Annotated in this window: 27 protein-coding genes and 2 tRNA genes; 12 read left to right on the plus strand and 17 right to left on the minus strand. The window is 70.0% G+C overall.

Going from position 1 to position 23234, the window contains the following annotated elements; all coding sequences use genetic code 11:
• Positions 1 to 63: 63 nt before the first annotated feature.
• Positions 64 to 822 carry a sulfite exporter TauE/SafE family protein gene (locus AC1G9L_RS01960; protein ID WP_420008172.1) on the minus strand — a complete coding sequence of 253 codons (759 nt, stop codon included), beginning with the start codon at positions 820 to 822 and terminating at the stop codon, positions 64 to 66.
• A gap of 27 nt (positions 823 to 849) precedes the next feature.
• Positions 850 to 1539, minus strand: coding sequence for a cAMP-activated global transcriptional regulator CRP (gene crp, locus AC1G9L_RS01965; RefSeq protein WP_010341415.1), 690 nt, complete (start codon positions 1537 to 1539; stop codon positions 850 to 852).
• Positions 1540 to 1683: 144 nt separating this feature from the next.
• On the opposite strand from crp, the gene speD reads away from it, so the two are divergent.
• Both speD and sugE read left to right on the plus strand, forming a co-directional pair.
• Positions 1684 to 2478 carry an adenosylmethionine decarboxylase gene (speD, locus tag AC1G9L_RS01970; protein ID WP_017910332.1) on the plus strand — a complete coding sequence of 265 codons (795 nt, stop codon included), beginning with the start codon at positions 1684 to 1686 and terminating at the stop codon, positions 2476 to 2478.
• Positions 2479 to 2596: 118 nt separating this feature from the next.
• A complete protein-coding gene (sugE, locus tag AC1G9L_RS01975) occupies positions 2597 to 2914 on the plus strand; it encodes a quaternary ammonium compound efflux SMR transporter SugE (protein ID WP_019799697.1) in 318 nt (105 codons plus the stop codon).
• Between the two features lie 17 nt (positions 2915 to 2931).
• On the opposite strand, the gene AC1G9L_RS01980 is transcribed toward sugE, so the two are convergent.
• A complete protein-coding gene (locus tag AC1G9L_RS01980; RefSeq protein WP_234006518.1) occupies positions 2932 to 3441 on the minus strand; it encodes a hypothetical protein in 510 nt (169 codons plus the stop codon).
• Positions 3442 to 3624: 183 nt separating this feature from the next.
• Positions 3625 to 4269 (minus strand): 2-polyprenyl-3-methyl-6-methoxy-1,4-benzoquinone monooxygenase, encoded by a 645-nt coding sequence (coq7, locus tag AC1G9L_RS01985; RefSeq protein WP_019799696.1) that lies wholly within the window; start codon positions 4267 to 4269, stop codon positions 3625 to 3627.
• A 215-nt stretch (positions 4270 to 4484) separates the two neighbouring features.
• Between coq7 and rplM the strand changes: the two genes are divergently transcribed.
• Together rplM and rpsI are read left to right on the plus strand one after the other, a co-directional pair.
• Positions 4485 to 4913: a 50S ribosomal protein L13 gene (rplM, locus tag AC1G9L_RS01990; RefSeq protein WP_010341420.1), complete on the plus strand. Its 429-nt coding sequence runs from the start codon at positions 4485 to 4487 to the stop codon at positions 4911 to 4913.
• A gap of 2 nt (positions 4914 to 4915) precedes the next feature.
• Positions 4916 to 5308: a 30S ribosomal protein S9 gene (gene rpsI / locus AC1G9L_RS01995; protein WP_010341421.1), complete on the plus strand. Its 393-nt coding sequence runs from the start codon at positions 4916 to 4918 to the stop codon at positions 5306 to 5308.
• Positions 5309 to 5745: 437 nt separating this feature from the next.
• On the opposite strand, the gene AC1G9L_RS02000 is transcribed toward rpsI, so the two are convergent.
• Together AC1G9L_RS02000 and AC1G9L_RS02005 are read right to left on the minus strand one after the other, a co-directional pair.
• A tRNA-Gln gene (locus tag AC1G9L_RS02000) sits at positions 5746 to 5820 on the minus strand.
• Between the two features lie 41 nt (positions 5821 to 5861).
• Positions 5862 to 5938, minus strand: a tRNA-Met gene (locus tag AC1G9L_RS02005).
• A gap of 120 nt (positions 5939 to 6058) precedes the next feature.
• On the opposite strand from AC1G9L_RS02005, the gene AC1G9L_RS02010 reads away from it, so the two are divergent.
• From AC1G9L_RS02010 to bfr, 3 genes are all read left to right on the plus strand, one after another.
• On the plus strand, positions 6059 to 6670 hold the full coding sequence (locus AC1G9L_RS02010) for an RNA pyrophosphohydrolase (RefSeq protein ID WP_010341422.1): 612 nt from the start codon (positions 6059 to 6061) through the stop codon (positions 6668 to 6670).
• 80 nt (positions 6671 to 6750) lie between these two features.
• Positions 6751 to 6960: a (2Fe-2S)-binding protein gene (locus AC1G9L_RS02015; protein WP_481070173.1), complete on the plus strand. Its 210-nt coding sequence runs from the start codon at positions 6751 to 6753 to the stop codon at positions 6958 to 6960.
• Positions 6961 to 7064: 104 nt separating this feature from the next.
• Complete coding sequence (bfr, locus tag AC1G9L_RS02020; RefSeq protein WP_019799694.1) at positions 7065 to 7535, plus strand: bacterioferritin; 471 nt, start codon at positions 7065 to 7067, stop codon at positions 7533 to 7535.
• Between the two features lie 471 nt (positions 7536 to 8006).
• Here bfr and AC1G9L_RS02025 read toward each other — a convergent pair whose 3' ends face one another.
• From AC1G9L_RS02025 to AC1G9L_RS02035, 3 genes are read right to left on the minus strand one after another with little or no spacing between them, the layout of a single operon-like run.
• On the minus strand, positions 8007 to 10706 hold the full coding sequence (locus AC1G9L_RS02025; protein WP_481070174.1) for a hybrid sensor histidine kinase/response regulator: 2700 nt from the start codon (positions 10704 to 10706) through the stop codon (positions 8007 to 8009).
• Between the two features lie 2 nt (positions 10707 to 10708).
• On the minus strand, positions 10709 to 12646 hold the full coding sequence (locus tag AC1G9L_RS02030) for an EAL domain-containing protein (RefSeq protein WP_481070175.1): 1938 nt from the start codon (positions 12644 to 12646) through the stop codon (positions 10709 to 10711).
• Positions 12647 to 12687: 41 nt separating this feature from the next.
• Positions 12688 to 13317 carry a DUF4126 domain-containing protein gene (locus tag AC1G9L_RS02035; protein ID WP_481070176.1) on the minus strand — a complete coding sequence of 210 codons (630 nt, stop codon included), beginning with the start codon at positions 13315 to 13317 and terminating at the stop codon, positions 12688 to 12690.
• A gap of 191 nt (positions 13318 to 13508) precedes the next feature.
• Between AC1G9L_RS02035 and AC1G9L_RS02040 the strand changes: the two genes are divergently transcribed.
• From AC1G9L_RS02040 to AC1G9L_RS02060, 5 genes are read left to right on the plus strand one after another with little or no spacing between them, the layout of a single operon-like run.
• Positions 13509 to 14243: a DUF6776 family protein gene (locus AC1G9L_RS02040; RefSeq protein ID WP_481070177.1), complete on the plus strand. Its 735-nt coding sequence runs from the start codon at positions 13509 to 13511 to the stop codon at positions 14241 to 14243.
• A gap of 7 nt (positions 14244 to 14250) precedes the next feature.
• Positions 14251 to 14700: a bactofilin family protein gene (locus AC1G9L_RS02045; RefSeq protein WP_010341431.1), complete on the plus strand. Its 450-nt coding sequence runs from the start codon at positions 14251 to 14253 to the stop codon at positions 14698 to 14700.
• 31 nt (positions 14701 to 14731) lie between these two features.
• Positions 14732 to 15118: an iron-sulfur cluster insertion protein ErpA gene (erpA, locus tag AC1G9L_RS02050; protein WP_017908990.1), complete on the plus strand. Its 387-nt coding sequence runs from the start codon at positions 14732 to 14734 to the stop codon at positions 15116 to 15118.
• A 48-nt stretch (positions 15119 to 15166) separates the two neighbouring features.
• Positions 15167 to 16102 (plus strand): NAD(+) diphosphatase, encoded by a 936-nt coding sequence (nudC, locus tag AC1G9L_RS02055; RefSeq protein ID WP_481070178.1) that lies wholly within the window; start codon positions 15167 to 15169, stop codon positions 16100 to 16102.
• Between the two features lie 52 nt (positions 16103 to 16154).
• Positions 16155 to 17051, plus strand: coding sequence for a hypothetical protein (locus AC1G9L_RS02060; protein WP_481070179.1), 897 nt, complete (start codon positions 16155 to 16157; stop codon positions 17049 to 17051).
• Between the two features lie 219 nt (positions 17052 to 17270).
• On the opposite strand, the gene AC1G9L_RS02065 is transcribed toward AC1G9L_RS02060, so the two are convergent.
• The 8 genes from AC1G9L_RS02065 to AC1G9L_RS02100 form a co-directional block, all read right to left on the minus strand.
• A complete protein-coding gene (locus AC1G9L_RS02065) occupies positions 17271 to 17678 on the minus strand; it encodes a DUF2752 domain-containing protein (RefSeq protein ID WP_010341436.1) in 408 nt (135 codons plus the stop codon).
• Between the two features lie 5 nt (positions 17679 to 17683).
• The gene (locus tag AC1G9L_RS02070) at positions 17684 to 18025 is read right to left on the minus strand and encodes a CD225/dispanin family protein (RefSeq protein ID WP_481070180.1); all 342 of its coding nucleotides are present in this window, start codon (positions 18023 to 18025) and stop codon (positions 17684 to 17686) included.
• Positions 18026 to 18101: 76 nt separating this feature from the next.
• The gene (locus AC1G9L_RS02075; protein ID WP_019800763.1) at positions 18102 to 18524 is read right to left on the minus strand and encodes a DUF2752 domain-containing protein; all 423 of its coding nucleotides are present in this window, start codon (positions 18522 to 18524) and stop codon (positions 18102 to 18104) included.
• Between the two features lie 56 nt (positions 18525 to 18580).
• Positions 18581 to 18862, minus strand: a complete 282-nt coding sequence (locus AC1G9L_RS02080; protein ID WP_019800764.1) for a CD225/dispanin family protein — start codon at positions 18860 to 18862, stop codon at positions 18581 to 18583.
• 46 nt (positions 18863 to 18908) lie between these two features.
• Positions 18909 to 19208: a CD225/dispanin family protein gene (locus tag AC1G9L_RS02085; protein ID WP_040901150.1), complete on the minus strand. Its 300-nt coding sequence runs from the start codon at positions 19206 to 19208 to the stop codon at positions 18909 to 18911.
• Positions 19209 to 19304: 96 nt separating this feature from the next.
• Complete coding sequence (locus AC1G9L_RS02090) at positions 19305 to 21227, minus strand: MFS transporter (protein WP_019800765.1); 1923 nt, start codon at positions 21225 to 21227, stop codon at positions 19305 to 19307.
• Between the two features lie 27 nt (positions 21228 to 21254).
• Positions 21255 to 22199: a LysR family transcriptional regulator gene (locus AC1G9L_RS02095; protein WP_371180963.1), complete on the minus strand. Its 945-nt coding sequence runs from the start codon at positions 22197 to 22199 to the stop codon at positions 21255 to 21257.
• An 88-nt stretch (positions 22200 to 22287) separates the two neighbouring features.
• Positions 22288 to 23214 (minus strand): hypothetical protein, encoded by a 927-nt coding sequence (locus AC1G9L_RS02100; protein WP_019801926.1) that lies wholly within the window; start codon positions 23212 to 23214, stop codon positions 22288 to 22290.
• Between the last annotated feature and the right edge of the window lie 20 nt (positions 23215 to 23234).

Here is a 23234-nt window from a genome sequence, read left to right on the forward strand (position 1 = left end):
TGCCTCAGGCGCCACGAACGCCGCCGTTACGAATCCCCAATCCCCAATCCCCAATCCCCACCTTCAGCCCACCCAGCGATACAGCGCCCCACCCACCTGATACAGGCTGATGCCCAGCACCAGCAGGCCCACCGCCACCAGCACCCAGCGCTCGCGCACCCGCTTGACCAGCAACGCCGCCAGCGGCGCGGCGAGCATGCCGCCGACCAGCAGGCCGAGCACGATGTCCAGGTGCTGCACGCCCATCGTCAGCAGGAAGGTCAGCGAGATCGACAGCGTCACCAGGAACTCGGCGGCGTTGACCGTGCCGATGGTAGTGCGGGCCTGGCCGCCATGGGCGAGCAGGGTCGAGGTCGCCACCGGTCCCCAGCCGCCGCCGCCGCTGGCGTCCAGCAGGCCGGCGACGAAGCCCAGCAGCGGCACCCGCCGCACCTCGCGGCGCGGCAGCGCGCGGCCGGCCGCGCGCAGCAGGATCAGCACCGCCAGGGCGAGCAGGTACAGATAGACGAAGGGGCGGATCAGCTCGCCCGGCAGTTGCGTCAGCACGTAGGCGCCGGCGATGCCGCCGGCCATGCCCGGCAGCGCCAGGCGCAGGAACAGCCGCTTGTCGACATTGCCCAGGGCCAGGTGCGACAGCCCGGAGGCGCCGGTGGTGAAGACCTCGGCGCTGTGCACGCTGGCACTGACCACGGCCGGCGGCAGGCCCAGGCTCAGCAGGACCGACGAGGAAACCAGGCCGAAGGCCATGCCCAGCGCGCCGTCCACCAGCTGCGCGGCCAGGCCGACCAGCACGAACCAGTAGAACGTCTCGCTCAGCAGCATCGCGCCGGGCCTATCGCCCCATGGCGGTCAGCGCGCGCCGTACAGCACCACGGTCTTGCCGCGGGCATGCAGGATGCCGTCGACCTGCAGCTTCTTCAGCACCCGGCCGGCCATCTCGCGCGAGCAGCCGACCAGCCGCGCCAGTTCCTGCCGCGACACGCGCAACTGCATGCCCTGCGGATGGCTCATCGCCTCCGGCTCCTGGGCCAGGTCGTGCAGGGTGCGCACGATGCGGTCGGTGACGTCCAGGAACGCCAGGCGGCTGGCCTTGCGCGAGGTGTCCAGCAGGCGCTTGGACAGCTGCACGCCGATCGCGTACAGCACCCGCGGCGCATCGGACGACAGCGAGCCCAGGAACAGCTGATGCAGGCGCTCGTAACTGATCTCGGCCAGTTCGCAGGGCGTGCGGGTGCGCAGGATCACCTCGCGCTGATCGGACTCGATGAACAGGCCCATCTCGCCGACGAACTCGCCGCTGCCGAAATAGCCCAGCACCAACTCGCGGTCGTCATCTTCCTCGGCGATGATGCTGACCGAGCCGCTGACGACGTAGTACAGGGTGCCGGCCGGGTCGCCAGGCCTGAACACATCCGTCCGCGCCGGATAGCGGCGACGGTGGCTGTGGGCCAGGAAGCGGTCGATGGTGGCGGTGTCCAACGTCAGAGGACTTGGAGCGATGCGCACAGGTGCTGCAGTGGATGTGTTTCCGGGGCTCATGGCGGCTTCGCTACGGCGTAATTCCCGAAGCTTAACGGGACGCGTTCGCGGCGGCAAACAAGAGACGGGCGCCACGTTTCGCAGCGGAGCCATTTGGCTCATAATTGAGTGTCTTTCCCCACCCACTTCCAGAGGATCCACGCCGTGGTCAAGCCGTTGCCTCGCCTGAGGCTGCAAGGTTTCAACAACCTCACCAAGGCGTTGAGCTTCAACATCTACGACGTCTGCTACGCGATCTCCGAAGAGGAGCGCCAGCGCTACATCGAGTACATCGACGAGCAGTACGACGCCGACCGCCTGACCCAGATCCTCACCGATGTGGCCGAGATCATCGGCGCCAACATCCTCAACATCGCGCGCCAGGACTACGATCCGCAGGGCGCCTCGGTGACGATCCTGATCTCCGAGGAGCCGGTCATCGACAAGAAGGCCGCCGGCAAGGAGATCATTTCCGATGCCGTGGTCGCGCACATGGACAAGAGCCACATCACCGTCCATACCTACCCGGAAACCCATCCGCAGCACGGCATCGCCACGTTCCGCGCCGACATCGATGTCGCCACCTGCGGCGTCATTTCGCCGCTGAAGGCCCTCAATTACCTGATCGAGAGCCTGGAATCGGACATCGTGATCATGGATTACCGCGTGCGCGGCTTCACCCGCGACGTGAAGGGCAAGAAGCACTACATCGACCACAAGATCAACTCGATCCAGAACTTCCTGGCCAAGAACGTCAAGTCGCGCTACGAGATGTTCGACGTCAACGTCTATCAGGAGAACATCTTCCACACCAAGATGCACCTGAAGGACTTCGACCTGGACCAGTACCTGTTCGAGGAGAAGGCCAAGAACCTCTCGTTCAAGGAGCGCATGCGCATCGAGGCGCTGCTCAAGCGCGAGATCGAGGAGCTGTTCCACGGGCGCAACCTGTCCGAGTAAGCAGCCTCCACACCGGCGGGACGACCCGCCCGCAGCCTGCGCTGCGACCCCTGCCGACGGCGGCCCGATGTGCAGACATCGGGCCGTTTTCGTTTTCATTTGTCTACGGAGAAAGACAATGCCCTGGATCTACCTGTTGCTGGCCGGCCTGTTCGAGATCGGCTTCGCCCTCGGCCTCAAGTACAGCGAAGGCTTCACCCGGCTGTGGCCGTCCCTGGGGACCATGGCCGGTGCCGGCCTCAGCCTGTGGCTGCTGACCCAGGCGCTCAAGCACATCCCGCTGGGCACCGCCTATGCGATCTGGACCGGCATCGGGGCGCTGGGCACGGCCGTGCTCGGCGTGGTCCTGTTCGGCGACAGCGCCTCGCCGGCGCGGCTGGCCTGCATCGGCCTGATCGTGGCCGGGGTGATCGGCCTGAAACTGGTCGCGCACTGAGCGGCGCGCGCAGGAACTCAGGCGGCGGCGATGCGGCGTCGGGTCAGCACCCGGCCGATCAGCAGCCGGTGCGCCACCACCGCCAGCAGGGCGGCGATCGACAGCGCGATCATCGCGCGGGTGAACACGCTGCCGAGGTTGCCGGCATGCTGCAACTGGTCCAGCCGCCCGAAGCGCGCGGGGTCGGCGTTGGCGTAGGCGATCTCGACGGTGGCGCCGTCCAGCAGCAGCGGCGCGGCCTCGGCGCCGCTGGCCTCGAAGGCGCCGCTGTGCAGCCGGCCCCTGCTCTCGAACACATAGTGGAAGCGGTAGCGCACCAGCGGCTCGGTCTGCACGCCGAAGGCGCCGTCGGCGATCACCGGCACGGTCGCCACCGAATGGTCGCGCAGGATCGCGCTGGCCTGGCGGTAATCGCCGAGCAGGTGGTGCAACAGGGTGCCGCCGCCGATCGCGAACAGGGTCGCGAACAGCAGGCGCGACAACCAGCGGGTGCGGGGCGATGGCAGGTGGAGCGTGGATGCAGGCATGGCAGTCGGCAGGCGGAGCGCACGCGGGCGCGGCTCGGCACGGGTACATCGGTGGCTGCGGCACATGGCGGTGCTGCGGCCGGAACGGCGTGCGCCGACGTGGAATCAGTCAGCGTTCGTTCACTTTACCCCCATCTGGCCGGCAATGCCAGTCGGCCCATCGCCGGCCCGACCGGCGGGCGGCTACAGCCGATAGGCGACGGCCTTCATCAGCCGCGAGGCGGCGGCCATGACCGTGGGGATCGGCGGCGGCAGGCGCCGTGCGCCGGCCTGTTCGGCATGCTCGGCGTGGCGGGCCTCGTCGGCCTTCATCACTTTCAGCACGTCGCGGCTGCGCAGGTCGGCCGGCGGCAGGGTCTGCAGGTGTTCGTCCAGGTGCGCCTCGACCTGGCGTTCGGTCTCGACCACGAAGCCCAGGTTCCAGCCATCGCCACGCAGGCCGGCCAGGGTGCCGATCGCGTAGCTGCCGGCGTACCACAGCGGATTGAACAGGCTGGGGCGGCTGTCCAGCTCGCGCAGCCGCGCCGCGCACCAGGCCAGGTGGTCGGTCTCTTCCTGCGCCGCTTCCAGCAGGTGCGCACGGGTGGCCGGATCGCGCGCGACCGCGGCCTGGCCGAAATACAGGCCCTGGGCGCAGACCTCGCCGACGTGGTTGATGCGCATCAGGCCGGCGGCATGGCGGCGCTCGTCCGGTGCCAGCACCACATCGGCGGTGGCCGCGGCCGGGTAGGGGCGATGCGCCGGCGGGTCGCCGAATACGGTCTCCAGCGCGCGCTGGGCCTCGACCAGGGCGCGATCGAGCGGGGAATGCTGGCGGCTGGTCGTCATGGGGGAAGCCCGGAAGCGGTGGGGATCCCGATTTTCGCCCCCGGCCGGCGCACTGCCAAGCGCGCCGCCTGCCCGATCTCCGCCGGTCATGGGTGGACTTGCGCCGGCCGGCCGGGCCACGTAGAATTTCGCCTCTTGCGTTTTTGCAATTCACAACGCGTGGCAAAGTTCCGGCCGTTCGCTGCAGGAATCCGCCCGACCAACCGAGTCTGATCATGAGCACCTTCACTGCTAAGTCCGAGACCGTCCAGCGCGACTGGTATCTCGTCGACGCCGCCGGCAAAACGCTGGGCCGGCTTTCCACCGAACTGGCCCGCCGCCTGCGCGGCAAGCACAAGCCGGTCTACACCCCGCACGTCGATACCGGCGATTACCTGGTGGTGATCAACGCCGAGAAGATCGTCGTCACCGGCAACAAGCTCAAGGACAAGAAGTATCACCGCTTCACCGGCTACATCGGCAACCTGAAGACCGAGAGCCTGGAGCAGGCGCTGGAGCGCCACCCGGAGCGCGTGATCGAAATCGCGGTCAAGGGCATGCTGCCCAAGGGCCCGCTGGGCCGCGCGATGTACCGCAAGCTCAAGGTCTATTCCGGTGCGGAGCATCCGCACGCCGCTCAGCAGCCGCAGGTTCTGGATATCTAATCATGGCGATTTCGCAAAACTACGGCACTGGCCGCCGCAAGTCCTCCACCGCCCGCGTGTTCCTGCGCAAGGGCACTGGCAACATCTCCGTCAACGGCCGTCCGCTGGACGAGTTCTTCGGCCGCGAGACCGCGCGCATGATCGTGCGCCAGCCGCTGGAGCTGACCAAGAACACCGAAAGCTTCGACATCCTGGTCACCGCCACCGGCGGCGGCACCACCGGCCAGGCCGGTGCGATCCGCCTGGGCATCGCCCGCGCGCTGGTCGAGTACGACGAAACCCTGAAGACCGAGCTGCGCAAGGCCGGCTTCATGACCCGCGACGCCCGCGAAGTCGAGCGTAAGAAGGTCGGTCTGCACAAGGCCCGTCGCGCCACCCAGTTCTCCAAGCGCTGATCCATCGCGCCTGGCGTGGGCTCCTTCGGGAGCCTGCTGGGACCAAGCAAAAGCCCGGCTTCGGCCGGGCTTTTGTCGTTCTGGGGTGTGGCTTGTGCTGGCTGGTGCAGTGGTGGTCGTCGAGGCTCTGCCTCGTTGGATCTGCTCACAGGACTTGGTCGATCGCCGCCCTGATTGGATATCCGGGGTTGCTTGGAGTTCCTGCCTCAAGCACGGGGTCGCGCGCCCCTGCTGCCGACGATCCGCATTCCATCTGGTGGAGTAGCCCCCTTGGAGTCCAAGGGGGCGCGCCGACAGGCGCGGGGATGTGGAAGCGGAAGGGCTGGGGCCCGCCTCTTGCGCAGCAAGAGGTGGGGCGTAGGCGCGAAGCGCCTGCGCAAACCCCGCGCCAAACAAAAAAAGAAGGCCGATCTTGCGATCGGCCTTCTTTTTTTGTTTGGCTGCCCCGGATGGATTCGAACCACCGAATGCCTGAGTCAGAGTCAGGTGCCTTACCGCTTGGCGACGGGGCAATGTGGACTGCAAGTATCGCACGCCTTGGGCGTACACACCATGGTGGCTATGGGTGGACTCGAACCACCGACCCCAGCATTATGAGTGCTGTGCTCTAACCGGCTGAGCTACATAGCCCTGGTGAACCGCCAATTCTTATGGAGAAGCGGGCGGCTGTCAACGGGTTTCTGCGCTGCTTGTGGCCCGGCCGCAGCCATGGCAGAGTCGGAGCCAGTAGATTTTTCAGGAGTCCGCATCGTGATCGATCCGGACGGCTATCGACCGAACGTAGGCATCGTGCTGATGCGGCCGGATGGTCAGGTGTTCTGGGCACGCCGTGTGCGCCGGGACGGCTGGCAGTTCCCGCAAGGCGGCATGAACACCGACGAGACCCCGGTGGAGGCCATGTACCGCGAGTTGCGCGAAGAAACCGGGCTGTTGCCCGAGCATGTGGAAGTGCTCGGCGCCACCCCCGGTTGGCTGCGATATCGCTTGCCCAGCCGGGCCATCCGCCGCAACGAGCGCCAGGTCTGCATCGGCCAGAAGCAGGTGTGGTTCCTGCTGCGGATGCAGTGCGACGAGAGCCAGCTGAATCTGGAACTGACCGAGACGCCGGAGTTCGACCACTGGCGCTGGGTCGATTTCTGGTACCCGGTGGAGCACGTCGTGCTGTTCAAGCGCGGGGTCTACGCGCGGGCGCTGCGCCATCTGGCGCCGCTGGCGCAGACCATCGCCGGCGCCGGCATCCGCGCCATGCCGACCCTGGCCCAGGAGGCCTGGTTGCCGGGCAATACCGCTGGCCATGAGCGGCCGCGCAAGCGTCCGCGCAAGCGCGGCGGGCCCTGGGCGGCGCGTATTAATAACGATTAACGGGCGGAATTGACAACCATTCTCACTTTGGTTTGAATGGGCGCCAGGCGCAGTCCGCGCCGTCCGCCGCCAAGCCCGCCGTGTACGTCTGCATCTGCAATGGGGTCACCGATCGCCAGATCCGCGAAGCCGCCGACGCCGGCTGCCGCAGCGTGTCCGAACTGACCATGCGCACGGGCTGCGGCGCCACCTGCGGCTCCTGCCTGGACATGGCCGGCGAGCTGCTCGAGCGCGCGCTGAGCCGCGAACTGCCCTTGCCGGTGCTGGGCGGTCTGGCCCGCGCCGCCTGAGTCCATCGCCGCGCTGCGGCGCGGGATGATCACGATTCGCGTTCCTTCACCTCGCGGCGCGATTCGCTAGAGTCTGCGCTTTCCGGATCTACGCGAGCGACAGCATGAAGGGCGACAGCAAAGTCATCGAGTTCCTCAACAAGGTCCTCTACAACGAGCTGACCGCGATCAACCAGTACTTCCTGCATGCCAAGATGCTGAAGAACTGGGGCCTGAAGGAACTGGCCGAGCACGAGTACAAGGAATCCATCGACGAGATGAAGCACGCCGACAAGCTGGCGGACCGCATCCTGTTCCTCGAGGGGCTCCCCAACTTCCAGGCGCTGGGCAAGCTGCGCATCGGCGAGAATCCCAAGGAAATCCTCGAGTGCGACCTGGCGCTGGAGCAGGAGGGCACGGTCACGCTGCGCGAGGGCATCGCCTACGCCGAATCGATCCAGGACTACGTCAGCCGCCAGCTCCTGGCGGACATCCTGGAATCGGAAGAAGAGCACATCGACTGGCTGGAAACCCAGCTCGACCTGATCGATCGCATCGGCGAGCCGAACTACCTGCTGACCAAGCTCGACGACTAAATCGTCGGTGCAGGATGCCGCGGCGCTGGCCTGGGCCTCGCCGCGATTGAGCGTGTTCGCTGCTGCAGGCAGGGACTGCGTCGGCCCCGCCGTACACGAGCGGGAACGGCTTCAGCCGCGATGCGGTGTCGGTGAAGCGTCGCGGCTCAAGCCGCTCCTACCAGAATCGAACAAGCGGCTGAATCGCGCTGCCTCAGTCATGTGCGATCACAGACCCCGATCGTGCGACGAGAGCAGGTCAGGAAGGCGCATCGCGACGCCCATGTCAGCGCCGCGTCGCTCTTGCTGTAGGAGCGGCTTCAGCCGCGACGCGTGGCATCAGAAGCCGCGGCGGATCCGGAAAGCGACAAGCGCCGTTCGCTACGCGGGCAACCTGCATGCGTCAGGTCGTGCGCTTCGCTCCACCTGGCCGTCATCCTCTGCGGGCGTGGACGGCGAAACGCATGGAGCGTGCTCAGATCTCCGGACGCCTCAGGGCGCGGCGCTGTCCTCGACGGCATCACGCACGCTGGCGCGGTAACCGCTCAGCGCCAGGCGCGCTCGCGCGAACTCCGCGATCACCAGGGCGACCGCGACCACCGGGCGCTCCAGCGTGCCGGTGCGCACGCCCGACTCGATGCGCAGGGCCGCCGCCGACAGCGCCAGTGCGCCGAGGTTGGCGGCCGAGGATTTCAACGTGTGTGCGGCTTCGCGCAGCGCGTCGCTCTGCGCCGTCGCCGCGGCCTGCTCCAGGCGCTGGATCAGCAGCGGCGCATCGGCCAGGAACAGCTCGACGATCTGCGCGACGCTGGCGGCACCGATGACGTCGCGCAGTTCGTCCAGCACCGCGATGTCCAGCACTGGCGCCGGCACCGCCGATGGTGGTTCCAGATCGTCGGCCTCCGGCGAGGCGGGTGGCGGCGTCGACGCCGCGGTGGCGACGCGCGACGCCACGTCCTGTTCCGGCGCAGGCGCGGCCGGGGGAGCTTCGCGCATGGCGTGATCGAGCGATGGCATCGGGGCGGTCGACGGGGTGGTAGGGCTGGATGCCGTAGCAGGCGTGGCCGCCGCGGCGTCGGCCGCGGGCATGTCGGCGTGGCGGGTGTCCTGCGGTTCGACGTGCATCGCGTCTGCGAGCGCATCTGCCGATGGCCCGCTCGCGATGGCCGCGGACGCGTCCGCGACGGCCGGCTCCGGCGCGAACCCCGCGCTGGCCGGCAAGGCCGCCGGCTGCAGCGGCAGCCAGCGCTGCAGGCAGGTCTCCAGCCGCGCGCGGTCGATCGGCTTGGACAGGTAGTCGTCCATGCCGGCATCGAGGCAGCGCTGTCTGTCGCCGGCCATCGCGTTGGCGGTCATCGCCACGATCGGCAGGCGCGGGCGCGCCGCCTCGGCCTCGCGCTGGCGCCATTGGCGGGTCGCGGCGTAGCCGTCCAGCACCGGCATCTGGCAGTCCATCAGCACCAGGTCGTACGGCTGCCGCGCCAACTGCGCCAGTGCGGCGGCGCCGTCCTCGACGCTGTCGGCGTGGTGGCCCAGCGATTCCAGCAGGCGCCGCGCCACCATCAGGTTGACCGGATTGTCCTCGACCAGCAGCAGCCGGTAGCCGCTGCGCGGCGGCGGGACGTCGGCGATCGCGCTCGCCGCGTCCGCGGCGGGAGGGGGCGTGGGGCTGTCCGCTGCGTCCTGCGCGAAGGCGTCGTGGTAGAACGTATCCGCGGCGTCGTCGCTGGCGCCCACCGTCTCGTTGGCCAGGTGCGGCGTCGCCGGCGCCAGTGCCAGCATGCTGCGCAGATCGATGTCGGCGGCCTGCCGCGACAGCAGGGCGCCGTGTGCGCGGATCTCCTCGGGAATGTCGGCCTCGCCATACAGCCAGATCAGCCGCGTAGTCTGCGGCGCCGGCAGCCGCGCTACCGCGCGCTGCAGGGCGCGCGCGCTCTGCCGCAGGCCGTCCAGGTCGCCGATCACCAGGTCGTAGGCCGGGCGCGCGCTGCTGCCGTTGCCGTTGCCGCGCAGCCGCTCCAGCGCCTCCTGGGTCGAATCGACCTTGCTGACCTGCACGCCCCAGTTCGGCAGCAGCACGCTCAGGCGCTGCTGCAGGCGCTGGTCGGCACCGACCAGCAACGCATGCAGTCGCGGCAGGCCGCCCGGGTGCTGCGCCAGATCGCCGATCACCTTCAGCAACGGGATCTCGAACCAGAACGTGGCGCCCTGGCCCTGCCGCGAGGTCACGCCGATGCGCCCGCCCATCAGTTCGACGATGCGCTTGCAGATGGTCAGGCCCAGGCCGGTGCCGCCGTACAGGCGGGTGGTGGAGGCGTCGGCCTGGGTGAAGGCCTGGAACAGGTGCTCCTGGCGTTCGGCGCTGATGCCGATACCGGTGTCGCGTACCTCGAAGCGCAGCAGGTGCTGCGCCGGGGTCTCGCCGAGCCGGCGCACGCCCAGGTCGATGCCGCCGCGCGCGGTGAACTTGACCGCGTTGCCGAGCAGGTTGCTCAGCACCTGGCGCAGGCGCACCGGATCGCCCCGCACCGGCAGGCGCACCGCCGGATCCAGCTGCAGCGTCATGCGCAGGCCCTTGGCCTCGGCCGCGCGCTGCATCAGCTCCAGCACGCCGTCGAGCGGCTCGCGCAGGTTGAAGGTGGTGATCTCCAGCTCCAGCCGGTTCGCTTCCAGCTTGGAGTAATCCAGGATGTCGTCGACGATGCGCAGCAGTTGCAGCGAGGAGGTGCTGGCCGCGCGCAGCATCTCGCGCTGGTCCAGGCCGAGCGGGCCGCGCCCGATCAGCTCCAGCATCGGGATGATGCCGTTGAGCGGGGTGCGGATCTCGTGGCTCATCGTCGCCAGGAACTCGCCCTTGGCCAGCACCGCGGCCTCGGCGGCCTGCTTGGCCTGCAGCAGTTCCTGTTCCAGCCGCTCGCGCGCATGCACGTCGTGCTGCAGGGCGTTGCGTTCGGACTCGGCCAGCGCGGCACGCGCCAGCGCCGCATCCAGGCGTTCGATCTGCTGGCGCGCGCGGCAGCCGGCGAGGGTGGCCAGGGCCGCGGCGGCAGCCATGCAGACCGGCGCCAGCCAGTGCCACGGCGCCGGCAAGGGCAGCGCCAGCGGCGGCAGCGCCAGCAGGGTGCCGGCGACGGCGAGCACCGCGGCGAAGGCCGCCGGCCGTGGGACGGGCCGGCGTCGACGGACGGACATGGCTAGAGCACCGCGTTCTGGAAGTCGAAGTTCAACTGGTCGCCGACCGACTGCACCAGGTTGCCCTGGATGAAGTCGACCCCGCCCATCCACATCGCCGCCGCGGCCTGCGCCTGCTCGATCTGCTGGCCGATGATCAGCAGGCCGGCGCGGTGCGCCAGATCGATGGTGGCGCGCAACTGGTCGCGCAGATCGGGATCGGCATGCGCGCCGGCGAAGCGCGCCGACAGGCGCAGATAGCCCAGCGGAAGGTGCGCGAGCAGCGCCTCGGCCTCCGCGCCCGGTTCGAACTGGCTGACGCAGAACTGCACGCCCAGCGGCATCAGCCGCGCGCAGAACTGCTGCAGCGTGGCGGTGTGGACCAGGGCATCGTCCAGGCGCAGGTCGATCACCAGCGAGGTGCCGGTGACGCCGCGGCGGCCGATGGTGTCGATCAGCCACTCGGCGAAGGCGGTACGCGCCAGCGTGCGCGAGGACTGCGAAACGAACAGGCGCAGCGGCGGCGTGGCGTGCTGGTACAGGTGCAGCAGGCCCAGCGCGTGATCGAGCACCTGCTGGTCGAGGTCGGCGATGCGGCCGCCGGCCTCGGCGGCCGGCAGCACCTGGCCGGCCGAGAGCAGGCTGCCGTCGCGCTGGCGCAGGCGCAGCAGCACCTGGTACTGGGCGATGTCGCCGCCGGCGACGGCGACGATCGGCTGGTAGGCCGGTTCCAGCTGTCCTTCCAGCATGGCGATGCGCTGCAGGTCCTCGTCCGCGCGCGGCGGCACGTAGGCGGCGATGCCCTGCGGCTGCAGCCGCGCCTGCAGCGCGGTGCGCTCGACCGCCTCCAGCGCGCTGCCGGCGTCCTCGAAGCCATGGCCGAAGTCGGCGTAGCCGATCGCGCAGCGCAGGTGCAGCGCCTCGTCCTCGCGCAGCGGGAAGGCATGGCCGGACAGCGCGTTGCGCAGGCGCTGCGCGCACTGCAACTGCGCGTCGGCCTCGGCGTCGTCGGCCAGCAGCAGGAAACTGTTGTCGTTGAGCCGCGCCAGCGGCTGCGGGGCGGTGACACCGGCCAGGCGGCGCCCGGCCTGCACCATCAGCCGCTCGAACGCGGCGTAGCCGTAGCGCTCGCGCAGGCCGAGCGCGCTGGCGATCTCGATGAAGTACAGGCTGCCGGGCCGGTGGGCGCGCAACGTCGTGTCCAGCAACTGCAGCACATGCGCGCGGGTCGGCAGGCCGGTCTCGGGGTTGTTCAGCGGCGCCGCCTCGGCGTGGCCGTGCTGGGCTTGCTGGCGGGCGCGGCGGATGCGGTTGGACACCGCGGCGATCAGGTGCCGCGGCCGGATCGGCTTGGTCAGGAAATCGTCGGCGCCGCTGTCGAGCACTTCGTATTCCAGCTCCGGATCCGCATCGCCGGACAGGAATACGATCGGCAGCAGTTGGTGCTGCGGCTGTTGGCGGATCAGCGCGGTCAGGCGCATGCCGTCCAGCCCCGGCATGTGCAGGTCCATCAGGATCAGGTCCGGCCGATAGTCGGCGATGGCCTGCTGCACGCCTTCGGCCTGCATCTGCACCTGCGCGTGCATGCCGGCCCCGTGCAGTACGCTCTGCGCGAACAGCGCCTGCGCGCGATCGTCCTCGACGATCAACACGCGGTACGGCGCGGCGGCTGCAGCCTGTGCGGAGGAATCGGCGGTGGCGTCGGCGACCACGAAGGCGGCCGCGTTGGCGTCGGCCGCGCCGTCGTCGTGCTCGTTGCCGGCCGGCGGCGTGGTGTCGGCCGTCGCGGCGATGGGCGCAGGATCGGCGATGCCGGCCGCAGAGGCGCCATCGGCGGGCGTGGCGCGCGCTGCATCGCCGACCCAGCGGCGCCAGTAGTGCGGCGGCGGCGTCTCGGCGCGGACGTGACGCGCGCGGGTGTCCTCGCGAGGGGAAAGCGGAGCGGTGTCGTTGGCGGGCATCGCGTCTGGTTCCTGGGGCGCGTCCAATTATGCGATGAAGTTCACGATGGCAGGGCGCCCGTGTGCGTGGCGTTGCCGGGTGCGGGGGCGGGCGAGGCCAGCAGGCGGCGCATGCCCCGCCACAGCAGGCGCCAGATCCACCACACCAGCAGCGCGCCGAGCACGCTCGCCGCCAGCACCACCGCCAGCGCCAGCCACGGGTGCGCCAGCGCCAGGGCCAGCGCGGCGATTACCACCGAGTCCTCGGCCAGCGAGGCGATCCAGTTGCTGGCCGGTTCCGGGGAGGTGTTGAGCAGGGCGCGGGTGCCGGCCTTGAGCGCGTGGCTGGTCAGCGCCACGCCCGCGCCGGTGGCCAGCGCGCCGGCGCCGAGTTGGCCGTCGGGCGAGAGCGTGGCCGCGGCCAGGAACGCGCCGGCCGGAATCCGGGTCAGGGTCTGCAGCAGGTCCCAGACCGAGTCCACGCCGGGGATCTTGTCGGCGAAGAATTCCGCCAGCGCCAGCGCACCGGAGGTGCCCAGCACCCACCACGACTGCGTCGCCTGCAGCGCCGGCGGCAGGTCCAGCCAGCCGAGCAGGCCGGCCAGGCCGATGCCGAACACGGTCAGGTAGACACGGATGCCGGCCAGCCAGGCCAGCAGGATGCCGATTACGAAGAGATGGGCGTCGGTCATGGCAGGCGCTCCTGCAAAGCACGGGTGTCGGCCACTATCGGCCATGCCTGCCGCGAAGGCCAGCCCGCGGGGCGGGGCGTGGGATGCGGTGCAGTCCGGCGCCGCTCAGGAGGGTGGCTTACACTAGGTGGCCCAGCAGGCCGACCCGCGAGGATCGACGCCGGCGCCGCCTCGGTGGCGTGGCAGTGCGCATGAACCGACCCGTTCCCCGTTTCCAGATCGTGCCCAATGGCGCCTCGCCCCGCCGCGGCCGCGGGCTGTGGCTGCTGCTGGCCGCGCTGTGGCTGCTGTCGCTGGCGCTGACCTGGTGGCTGGCCAGCCGCCAGGCCGCGCCGCGGCTGAGCGCGGTCAGCGCGCAGTTGCGCGAGGCCGAACGCAACCTGCAGGCGCAGCAGCGGCAGATCGAGACGCTCAACCAGCGCCAGGCCACCCTGGCCCGCTCCGACCAGATCAGCCGCGCCGCCAACAACGAGGTGCAGAGTTCGCTGGCCGAGCGCGACGAGGAGATCGCCGGGCTGCGCGCGGACGTGGCGTTCTACGAGCGCCTGGTCGGCGCGACCAGCCAGCGCAAGGGCCTGAGCGTGCATTCGGTGGAGTTCTCCGCCGAGGCCGGCGGCACCTGGCGCTACAACGTGGTGCTGACCCAGAACCTCAACCGCGGCGCGATCAGCCAGGGCCAGCTGCGCCTGACCGTGGAAGGCGTGCGCGGCGGCAAGCTGACCAGCGTGGGCTGGGACGAACTGCACCAGAAGACCGGTGTGCCCGGGCAGGACTACTCGTTCCGCTACTTCCAGCAACTGGACGGCAGCGTGATCCTGCCCAAGGGCTTCACTCCGCAACGGGTGCGGGTGGTGCTGAGCGGCGGGGGGGCGCCGGTCAGCCAGACCTTCGATTGGACATTGGCCGGTAACGGCAAAGGGGAATAATCAGCCTATGTTTGGGAACAAGAACAGCCGCAGCAGCGGCCAGACAGTGGTCGACACGCTGATCGGCGCGCAGGTGGTGATCCGCGGCGACCTGGTGTTCAGCGGCGGGCTCTACGTGGAAGGGCGCATCCTCGGCAAGGTCATCGCCGAGGACGGCGCGCCGGCCACCCTGACCCTGTCCGAGCACGGCAGCATCGAGGGCGAGGTGCGCGCGCCGGTGGTGATCATCAACGGCCAGCTGATCGGCGACGTGCATGCCGCCGAGCGCGTGGAACTGGCGTCCAAGGCGCGGGTGCAGGGCAACGTGCACTACCAGGTGGTGGAGATGAACGCCGGCGCGCAGCTGACCGGGCGCCTGATCCACGCCGGCAGCCTGGCCGCACTGGCGCCGCCGGAAGCGCATCGCGAGGCCGCCGGCGACGCCGAGCCGCCGCGCGCGCTCACCGCCGAGGCTTGATTCGGGCGCCAGCCGTCCCCATCCTGCCGCCATGAGCACTCTCGTTTCCCTGCCGGGCGCCGCGCCCACGCCCGACTACCAGTCGCTGGATCGGCCGTTGAACTTCACCGCGGCCGCCGCGGCCAAGGTGCGCGAGCTGATCCGCGAGGAAGGCAACGATGCGCTGGCGCTGCGCGTGTACATCCAGGGCGGCGGCTGTTCCGGCTTCCAGTACGGGTTCGAGTTCGACGAGAACCGCGCCGAGGACGACCTGGCGGTGCAGACCGACCAGGTCACCCTGCTGGTCGACCCGCTCAGCCTGCAGTACCTGATGGGCGCGGAAGTGGACTACAGCGAGGGCCTGCACGGCGCGCAGTTCGTGATCCGCAATCCCAACGCCAAGACCACCTGCGGGTGCGGCAGCAGCTTCAGCGTGTAGACACGCTGCGGCTTGCGGGACGCCCGGTTTGCCTGCACCCTGCGGCGCATGTCCGATCCGACGCCTGACTCCTTCGCCTTCGCCTTCGCCGGTCCCGCGATCGACCGTGCCGATGCCGTGCGCAACGATGCGGCCGCGCTGGGCCAGGCCTGGGACCAGGCGCGGGTGCTGGTGCTGGAGGCCGATGGCCATGCGCATGCCGAGGCCGACGGACGCCCGCTGATCGCCAGCGGTGCCGCGCTGGGTGCCCTGGCGGAGCAGGCGCTGTTCCTCGGCCTGGACCACGGCCAGGCCTGGTTTGCGCTGGCCGCCGACGCGGTGCCGCAGTTGGCGGCGCCACCGCAGCGCATCGACCTGCGCCGCGCCGCCGCCGAGTGGCCGGCGCGGGAGGCCGGGCTGTTCGCCTACGCCCGCGCGATGCTGCACTGGCAGTCGCGGACGCGCTTCTGCGGCGTGTGCGGCGGCACCATCGCCTTGCAGCGCGGCGGCTTCCTCGGCGTCTGCACCCAGTGCGCCAGCGAACATTACCCACGGGTGGATCCGGCGGTGATCGTCGCGGTCAGCGACGGCCGGCGCCTGCTGCTGGGGCGCCAGGCGAGCTGGCCGGCGCGGCGCTATTCGGTGATCGCCGGCTTCGTCGAACCGGGCGAATCGCTGGAACAGACGGTGGCGCGCGAAGTAGCCGAAGAGACCCAGGTGCGGGTGCGGCCCGGCAGTTGCCGCTACTTCGGCGCGCAGCCGTGGCCGTTTCCGGGCGCGCTGATGCTCGGCTTTACCGCGCAGGCAGAGGCGGACACGCCGCAAGTGGATGGCGAGCTGGAAGACGCGCGCTGGTTCGAGCGCGAGGAAGTCGGCGCCGCGCTGGCGCGCCTGGCCGCGCACGGCGACAGCGCCGACGACGGCCACGGCCTGCGCCTGCCGCCGTGCATCTCCATCGCCCGCGCGCTGATCGAGGACTGGTACCGGCACGGCGCGCCGGCGTGACCGCGCCGGCGCGCCGCGCGCATCCGTTTCAGAATGGTCCCGGAGGACCTGCATGTTCACGACCCTCGTCGCTGTGATCGTCGCCCTGGTGCTGGGCCATGTCGCCCCCGGCATGGTGGCCTCGTTGCGCCGCTTCGGCGCCTTCGGCGACTGGCTCAGCTGGCTGGACACGCATGCCGGCGAGGGCAGCGCCTGGCGAGGCCGCTACGGCATCGCGCTGGCGCTGCTGCCGCCGCTGCTGCTGGTCGGCCTGCTGCAGTGGCTGCTGGCCGCGCCGCACCTGGGCCTGCTGACCCTGCTGTTCGGGATCGCGGTGCTGGCCTTCAGTTGGGGGCCGCGCGACCTGGACACCGACGTGGAGGCGATCATCGACGCCGACGATGCCGCGGCGCGGCAGTTGGCGGTGGCGCAACTGCAGGCCGATGGCGGGCCGCTGCGTGCCGATCCGGCCGGGTTGGTCGAGGCGGTGGCGGTCAGCGCGCTGCGGCGCTGGTTCGCGGTGCTGTTCTGGTTCCTGCTGCTGGGGCCGTTCGGCGCGCTGGGCTACCGCTTGCTGGCGCTGGCCGCGGTTGGTCCGTACGCGTCACGGCTGCCGCCGTCCACTGCCGCCGGCGCGCGGGCGCTGCTGACGGCGCTCGAATGGCCGGTGGCGCACTTGATGACCTTCTCGCTGGCCCTGGTCGGCAATTTCGAGGCGGTGTTCGGCGCCTGGCGCGCCGCCGGCAGCAAGCGCTGGCAGTTGGACACCGGCTTCCTCGGGCCGGTGGCCTGCGCCAGCGTGCGCGGCGAACTCGATGCCGAGGCGCACGACTACAGCGATGCGGGCATGGTGGTGCCGGCGCTGCAGCGCCTGCCCGAACTGCGCGATGCGATGAGCCAGGTCTGGCGGGTGCTGCTGCTGTGGCTGGTGCTGCTGGCGCTGCTGGTGATCGCCGGCTGGGTCAGCTGAGGCCGCTCTCGACATCAGGGCACCTCTGACAAGCTGCTTCGCCACGCATGAGGGTGTCGCGTAGGAGCGGCTTCAGCCGCGACGGATTTGTCGGGAACGCCCGTCGCGGCTGAAGCCGCTCCTACGGGACGCGTGCCGACGCGATGAGATGTGCCCATCAACTGGGCGGGGAGGTGCGAGCCTGCTACCGGACACGACGGGGCGGACGTGTCAGGCCGGCTAGTGCGGCGCCAGCAGAGTGAAGGGGAACCACGGCAGGTTGCGTGCGATCCAGTAGCCCGGCAGTGCGATCAGCCAGAAGTTCGGCCGCGACACCACGCCGACCACCGGCGCGAACCAGGCCGCGCGCCAGCCGGCCTTCCAGGCGATCAGGCCCGGCAGCAGGGCCAGGCCCAGCATCGCGCCGGGATTCATCGCGAACGCCCCGACCGGGTCCAGGTGCACCAGCGCATGCAGGGCGCGGGTCATGCCGCAGCCCGGGCAGTAGTAGCCGGTGAGCGCATGGAACATGCACGGCGCGAACGGGTTGTTCGCGGCATTGGGATCGAAGCGGTACAGCAGCGTGGCGCCGCCGGCCGCGAACGCGGCGGCGGCGCCCAGGCACGCCCGTTGTTGCCAGGCGCGCATGCCGATCAGCTCGCGTGCTGCATCTGCTGGATGTACTGCATGTAGCTCTGCATGCCGCCGGTGGCGACCATGACCCCATTGATCAGCACGCCGATGATGGCCAGCACGGTGGTCACCCAGCACCAGGTCTTGGCGGTGTTGGAGGCGCGACGCGCGCCCTCCAGGTCGCCCTGGTTGAGCAGGCCGTTGACCTTGCTCGAGAAGACGATGGCGACGATGCCGGTGATCAACGACGGGCAGCAAAAGCAGAAGCCAAGCACCGTCGAGATGATCGCCCAGGCCAGATGGTTGGGGACCGGGGCGGGCACGGGCGCGGGCGGGGGTGTGACGGGGCTGACGGTGCTCATGTGGATCTCCTCGAGGGGTGGTGCACGGCAGCCGCTGAGTCTAGACGAGTCGCTGCGGTGCGGGCATGGCGCGCCGTCAGTGCGGCGCGAGCAGGGTGAAGGGGTACCAGGGCAGGTTGCGCAGCAGCGCGTAGCCGAGCAGGACCCACAGCCACAGGCGTGGGTCGGCGAGGAGCTTCAGCAGCGGCGCCAGCGGACGCAGGCGCAGGCCGGCGGCGTTGAGCGCCATGATCGCCAGCAGCGGCAGCGCCACCACTAGCAACGGATTGCTGGCCCAGGCGTGGGCCAGATCGAAATGCACCAGCGCATGCAGACAGCGCGTGCTGCCGCAGCCGGGGCAGTACAGGCCAGTGAGGGCGCGGAACGGGCAACCCGGTAGTGGATTGCCGGGGACATTGGGATCGACGCGGCGCAGCACGACGGTGGCGACCGCTGCGGCGCCGCTCAGTGCGGCCAGCGGCAGCCAGCGGGGCAGGGACTGCAGGCGCTGAAGGGACATGGCAGGCGGACGATCGCGTGGTCGGCCGCCGTCGCAGGCGACGGCGGCCGCAGTCCTCAGGACATGGACGACTGCTGCATCATGCCCAGGCCGCCCAGGGCAAAGAGGAAGATCATGTACAGCACGATCAGCACCACCGAGGTGATCGCCGAGTAGATCGCCCACTTCTTGGCCTTGTCCGCCGACTCGCGCGCACCGGTCACATCGCCCGCGGCGAGCTTGGTGTTGACCTGCGCGGCGTAGACGATGGACACGATGCCCAGCGGCAGGCAGCAGAACAGCGTGGTCAGGATCGCCCAGACGAGGTTGTTGGACACTTGCGGTGCGGTGGTATTCATCCGTGTTGCTCCGATGGTTGGGTGGTGAAACGGGAAACGCTTGGCGCTAGTGGTTGGTCAGGCTGCCGAGGAAGGCCAGGCCGCCGAACAGCAGGAACCACAGCGCCATCAGGATCGGCAGCGCGAACGCGGACCACAGCGCCCACAGGCCGGCCTTGCGCGATGCCTCGCGGGCGCCGGCGATGTCGCCGGCGGCGCGGCGGCCATCCACCTGCGAGGCGTAGACGATGGAGACGATGCCCAGCGGCAGGCAGCAGAACAGCGTGGACAGGATCGCCCAGACGAGATTGTTGGGCACATACACGCCCGTCGCGTTGGGCGCTGGTGGTGGTGCGACGTGGTTCACTTTCCGCGCGGTCCTTCGTGATGGACGCCACCGCTTGTGGCGTCTCCCCTGCGGCTAATTTACCCCAAGCGCGCGCCTGCGGCACCTGCGCCGCACTCAGGCGGCATCGCCGCGCAGGCGCCGCACCTGCGCTTCCAGGCTTTCGGCGCTGGCTTGCGCGCCGGGAACCGGTGCGTCGGCGATCACCTCGACATGCGCGCGGAAGCGCCGCGGCACGCGCATGCGCCGCAATCGCGAGTCGCGCTTGCTCCACATGCTGGTCCACATGTTGCGCAAGGCCATCGGCACCACCGGCACCGCGCGCCGCGCCAGGATCTTCTCCACGCCGGACTTGAACGCGGCGATCTCGCCGTCCTTGGTCAGCGCACCCTCGGGGAAGATGCACACCAGTTCGCCCTCGGCCAGCGCGGCGTCGATGGCGTCGAACGCGCGCTGCATCAGTTCGGGATCCTCGCGTGCGCCGGCGATCGGGATCGCCTTGGCGGTGCGGAAGATCCAGCGCATCACCGGAATGTTGAAGATGCGGTAGTACATGACGAAGCGCACCGGACGCGGGATCGCCGCGGCCAGCACCAGCGCGTCCATGTAGCTGACGTGGTTGCACACGATCAGCGCCGCGCCCTCCTCGGGCACATGCCGCTCGACGCCGTGCAGGCGCAGCCGGTACAGGGTGCGCACCATCACCCAGCTGAGGAAGCGCATCAGGAATTCGGGGACGATGCTGAAGATCCAGATCGCCACCACCGCGTTGGCGATGGCCAGCGCCAGGAACACCTGCGGGATGCTCAGCCCGGGCATCGGGATGCGCGTGCCGAACAGGTGCAGTTCCTGCATCTGCAGGGCGATGCCGATCATCGCCGCCAGCACGATGAACAGCGAGTTCTGGATGTTGAGGCCGGCGATGACGCGCGACAGCTCCGCCTTCGGCGTGCGGCTCTGGATCAGCGCGAACAGCGGCACCACGAACAGGCCGGTGCACAGGCCGATGCCGACCAGGTCGAGCATGATCCGCCAACTGCCGGCCTGGTGGACGAACTGGCCGATGCCCAGGCCGGTCTGCAGCGCGGCGCCGGGCCGGGCGAAGTACAGGTCGAGCATGAAGGCGCTGATGCCGAACGCGCCCAGCGGCACCAGGCCGATTTCCACGGTGCGCCCGGACAGCTTCTCGCACAGCAGCGAGCCGGTGCCGGTGCCGATGGAGAACAGCGCCAGGGCGAAGATGTACAGGTCCTGCGCGCCGCCCAGGTTGAGTTCGGCGTAGGTCGGCAACTGCGCGGTGAGCACGGTGCCGACGAACCAGAACCAGGACACGCCGAGCACGGCGTTGCGCACCGCCAGCTGGCGCCGGGTCAGGCGCATGATCGCCAGCGATTCCGGCAGCGGGTTCCAGTTGATCTTCAGCTCGGGCGCGCCGGCGTCGACCTTGGGGATGCAGTGCGCCATCAGGTTGCCGGTGACCGCCAGTGCCACCACCGCGGTGGCCGCGGCCACCGGCCCGTGACTGCCGGCGATCTGGAAGATCAGCCCGCCCAGGATCATGCCGCACAGGATCGAGATCGAGGTGCCCATCTCGACCAGGCCGTTGCCGCCGGTCAGTTCCTCCGGCTTGAGCACCGACGGCAGGATCGAATACTTCACCGGCCCGAACAGGGTCGACTGCAGGCCGGTGCAGAACAGCGCCACCAGCAGCACCGCCATGTTCTCGGTCAGGAAGCCGACCGCGGCCAGCGACATGATGCCGATCTCCATCGTGGTGGTGATGACCACCAGCCGCGACTTCTCCAGTTTCTCGGCGATCTGCCCGGCCAGCGAGGAGAACAGGAAGTACGGCAGGATGAACAGTGCCGGCGCCAGGTTGGTGTACAGCGTGCGCTGCTCCGGGGTCACGCCCATGTAGAACAGCAGGCCGATGATCGCCTGCCGGTACACGTTGTCGTTGAACGCGCCCAGCGACTGGACCACGAAGAACGGCAGAAAGCGGCGTTGCCGCAGCAGGGCGAACTGGCTGTGGGCGGACATGCAGGCTCCTTTGCGAACGCGCGCAGCCTAGCAGGTTCGCCGCGCGCGCAGGCGCGGCGCGCGGCGGCCCGCCCCGGCGCTGCCGGCCGCCGCCTGGATGGCGTCGCGCCGCGCGTGCAGCAGGGCGATGAAGGCGCGTGCGGCCGGAGTAGGATCGGGCCGCCACACCGCGTAAGTGAGGAAGCGGAAGCGCTCGCGCAGCGCCACCGTGGCCACGCCGTGCATGCCGGTGGCCATGGTCTGCGGCACCACCGCCAGGCCCAGGTCCTCGGCCACCAGTTGTCGCTGCAGGTCGGCGTGGGTGACCTCGTACTGCAGGCGCTGGCGCAGGCCGGCGGCGGCGAAGGCGCGGTCGATGATGCCGCGCACGCCGGCGCCGGGGGTCAGCCCGGCCATCGGCGCATCTTCCAGTTCGCGTAGCGACACCTCGCGACGCGCGGCGAAGCGGTTGCCGGGCGCGGCGATCAGCGCCAGCGGCTCCTCGTGCAGCAGCAGGTGCTGCGGCGGCAGCGCCACGTGCGGGCCGACCCCGACCAGGGCCACGTCGAGCCGGCCTTCGCCCAGGTCCAGCAGCAGCGCATCGCTCATGCCGGTGCGCAGGTGCACGTCCACCGCGCTGTGCGCCTCGCGGAACTGACGCAGCGCCGCCGGCACCTGCACCGCGTTCAACGAGGAGATCTGCCCGATCTGCAGGCGGCCGCGCACCGTGCCCAGGGTCTGCGCCATCTCCTCGTGCAGGCGTTCGGCGGCGCGCAGGGTGGCGCGGGCGTTGTGCAGGAACACCTCGCCGGCGGCGGTGGCGCGCACGTGGCGCGCACCGCGCTCGAACAGCCGCGCACCCAGCGCCTGCTCGATCTTGGCGATCTGGTGGCTCAGCGCCGATTGCACGGTGTGGCAGCGGCGTGCGGCGGCGGTGAAGCTGCCTTCCTCGGCCACGGCGACGGCGAATTCGAGCTGGCGCAAGGTCAGCATGATGGCACCCGGCCTGCGTCGCGCCGATGTGGCAGCCGATCGGCACGGCTGCCGCAGGCGTGCGTCGCCCGTGGCCGCGGCGCGCGCCTCATGCCGGGCGCCCCAGCCGCCTGCGCCATTGCTGGCGCAGCCACAGGCGGATGTTGTAGCGGCGCTTGCGGCTCATGAACGGGTAGCGCAGGGTCATGCCGAGCAGGCCGCGCAGGGTGTCCAGCCGCGGCGCCTGCGCGGGCAGGGCGTCGCAGCGCACCGAGATGCGGTCGCAGCCGGCGTCGTGGGTGCGGTGGATGACGTCGGCGCGCATGATCAGCAGGTCGCCGACGGCGAGTGGCGGCACCACCTTGTGCGCTTCCAGGTCGAAGCCGATCTTCCAGCCGGGGCTGGCGTCGTGCAGGTCCTCGACCGCATACCAGTCGCCGATGGCGATGGCCTCGCCGGGAAAGCGCAGCCGGAACCAGTCCAGCGTGTCGGCCTCCACGCAGCGGAAGCGCAGCGCGCCGCGGCCCTGGATGCGCTGGTGCAGGTGCGGATCCAGGCGCGCGACCACGTCGTCGGCGACGATGGCCACGTTGGCCAGGCCGGCATCGGGCTTGAACACCGGCATGTAGCAGATCAGGTAGTTGCGGTGGTCGGCGTGCAGGAAATAGCTGAAGTGGTCCAGGTGCCAGTTGAGCGCGCCGCCCGGCGCGGTCTTCGGGTCGCGGTGCGGGTCGAACGGCAGGCGCAGGCTCGGCGCGGCGTGGCTTTCGCGGATGCGGATGGCGCAGTAGCCGAAGCGGTCGGCGGCGATCGCCAGGCCCATGGCCGTGGCCACCGCCGGCACGGTGGCGGCGATGCGCGCCTGGATCCGCTGCATGTCCGCCGCCGGCAGGTCGCCGATCACGCCATCGTGGAACTTCTCGGCGCCTTCCAGGAAGCGCAGCAGGCCGTCGGGAATGTCGCCGTCGCCCAGGAAGCCGCGGACCACGGCGTAGCCGTGTCGGTGCAGCGCCTCGGCGATGTCGGTGCTGGGCATGGGGTGGGTTCCTCGGAAGC

The organism is Xanthomonas sp. NCPPB 1132 (genome assembly GCF_056629235.1).

What these genes read in the sequence shown, in the direction of transcription:
- AC1G9L_RS01960 (WP_420008172.1), bottom strand. Translation starts at nt 822, where the DNA reads ATGCTGCTGAGCGAGACGTTCTACTGGTTCGTGCTGGTCGGCCTGGCC.
- crp (WP_010341415.1), bottom strand. Translation starts at nt 1,539, where the DNA reads ATGAGCCCCGGAAACACATCCACTGCAGCACCTGTGCGCATCGCTCCA.
- sugE (WP_019799697.1), top strand. Translation starts at nt 2,597, where the DNA reads ATGCCCTGGATCTACCTGTTGCTGGCCGGCCTGTTCGAGATCGGCTTC.
- AC1G9L_RS01980 (WP_234006518.1), bottom strand. Translation starts at nt 3,441, where the DNA reads ATGCCTGCATCCACGCTCCACCTGCCATCGCCCCGCACCCGCTGGTTG.
- coq7 (WP_019799696.1), bottom strand. Translation starts at nt 4,269, where the DNA reads ATGACGACCAGCCGCCAGCATTCCCCGCTCGATCGCGCCCTGGTCGAG.
- rplM (WP_010341420.1), top strand. Translation starts at nt 4,485, where the DNA reads ATGAGCACCTTCACTGCTAAGTCCGAGACCGTCCAGCGCGACTGGTAT.
- rpsI (WP_010341421.1), top strand. Translation starts at nt 4,916, where the DNA reads ATGGCGATTTCGCAAAACTACGGCACTGGCCGCCGCAAGTCCTCCACC.
- bfr (WP_019799694.1), top strand. Translation starts at nt 7,065, where the DNA reads ATGAAGGGCGACAGCAAAGTCATCGAGTTCCTCAACAAGGTCCTCTAC.
- AC1G9L_RS02025 (WP_481070174.1), bottom strand. Translation starts at nt 10,706, where the DNA reads ATGTCCGTCCGTCGACGCCGGCCCGTCCCACGGCCGGCGGCCTTCGCC.
- AC1G9L_RS02030 (WP_481070175.1), bottom strand. Translation starts at nt 12,646, where the DNA reads ATGCCCGCCAACGACACCGCTCCGCTTTCCCCTCGCGAGGACACCCGC.
- AC1G9L_RS02035 (WP_481070176.1), bottom strand. Translation starts at nt 13,317, where the DNA reads ATGACCGACGCCCATCTCTTCGTAATCGGCATCCTGCTGGCCTGGCTG.
- AC1G9L_RS02040 (WP_481070177.1), top strand. Translation starts at nt 13,509, where the DNA reads ATGAACCGACCCGTTCCCCGTTTCCAGATCGTGCCCAATGGCGCCTCG.
- AC1G9L_RS02045 (WP_010341431.1), top strand. Translation starts at nt 14,251, where the DNA reads ATGTTTGGGAACAAGAACAGCCGCAGCAGCGGCCAGACAGTGGTCGAC.
- erpA (WP_017908990.1), top strand. Translation starts at nt 14,732, where the DNA reads ATGAGCACTCTCGTTTCCCTGCCGGGCGCCGCGCCCACGCCCGACTAC.
- nudC (WP_481070178.1), top strand. Translation starts at nt 15,167, where the DNA reads ATGTCCGATCCGACGCCTGACTCCTTCGCCTTCGCCTTCGCCGGTCCC.
- AC1G9L_RS02060 (WP_481070179.1), top strand. Translation starts at nt 16,155, where the DNA reads ATGTTCACGACCCTCGTCGCTGTGATCGTCGCCCTGGTGCTGGGCCAT.
- AC1G9L_RS02065 (WP_010341436.1), bottom strand. Translation starts at nt 17,678, where the DNA reads ATGCGCGCCTGGCAACAACGGGCGTGCCTGGGCGCCGCCGCCGCGTTC.
- AC1G9L_RS02070 (WP_481070180.1), bottom strand. Translation starts at nt 18,025, where the DNA reads ATGAGCACCGTCAGCCCCGTCACACCCCCGCCCGCGCCCGTGCCCGCC.
- AC1G9L_RS02075 (WP_019800763.1), bottom strand. Translation starts at nt 18,524, where the DNA reads ATGTCCCTTCAGCGCCTGCAGTCCCTGCCCCGCTGGCTGCCGCTGGCC.
- AC1G9L_RS02080 (WP_019800764.1), bottom strand. Translation starts at nt 18,862, where the DNA reads ATGAATACCACCGCACCGCAAGTGTCCAACAACCTCGTCTGGGCGATC.
- AC1G9L_RS02090 (WP_019800765.1), bottom strand. Translation starts at nt 21,227, where the DNA reads ATGTCCGCCCACAGCCAGTTCGCCCTGCTGCGGCAACGCCGCTTTCTG.
- AC1G9L_RS02095 (WP_371180963.1), bottom strand. Translation starts at nt 22,199, where the DNA reads ATGCTGACCTTGCGCCAGCTCGAATTCGCCGTCGCCGTGGCCGAGGAA.
- AC1G9L_RS02100 (WP_019801926.1), bottom strand. Translation starts at nt 23,214, where the DNA reads ATGCCCAGCACCGACATCGCCGAGGCGCTGCACCGACACGGCTACGCC.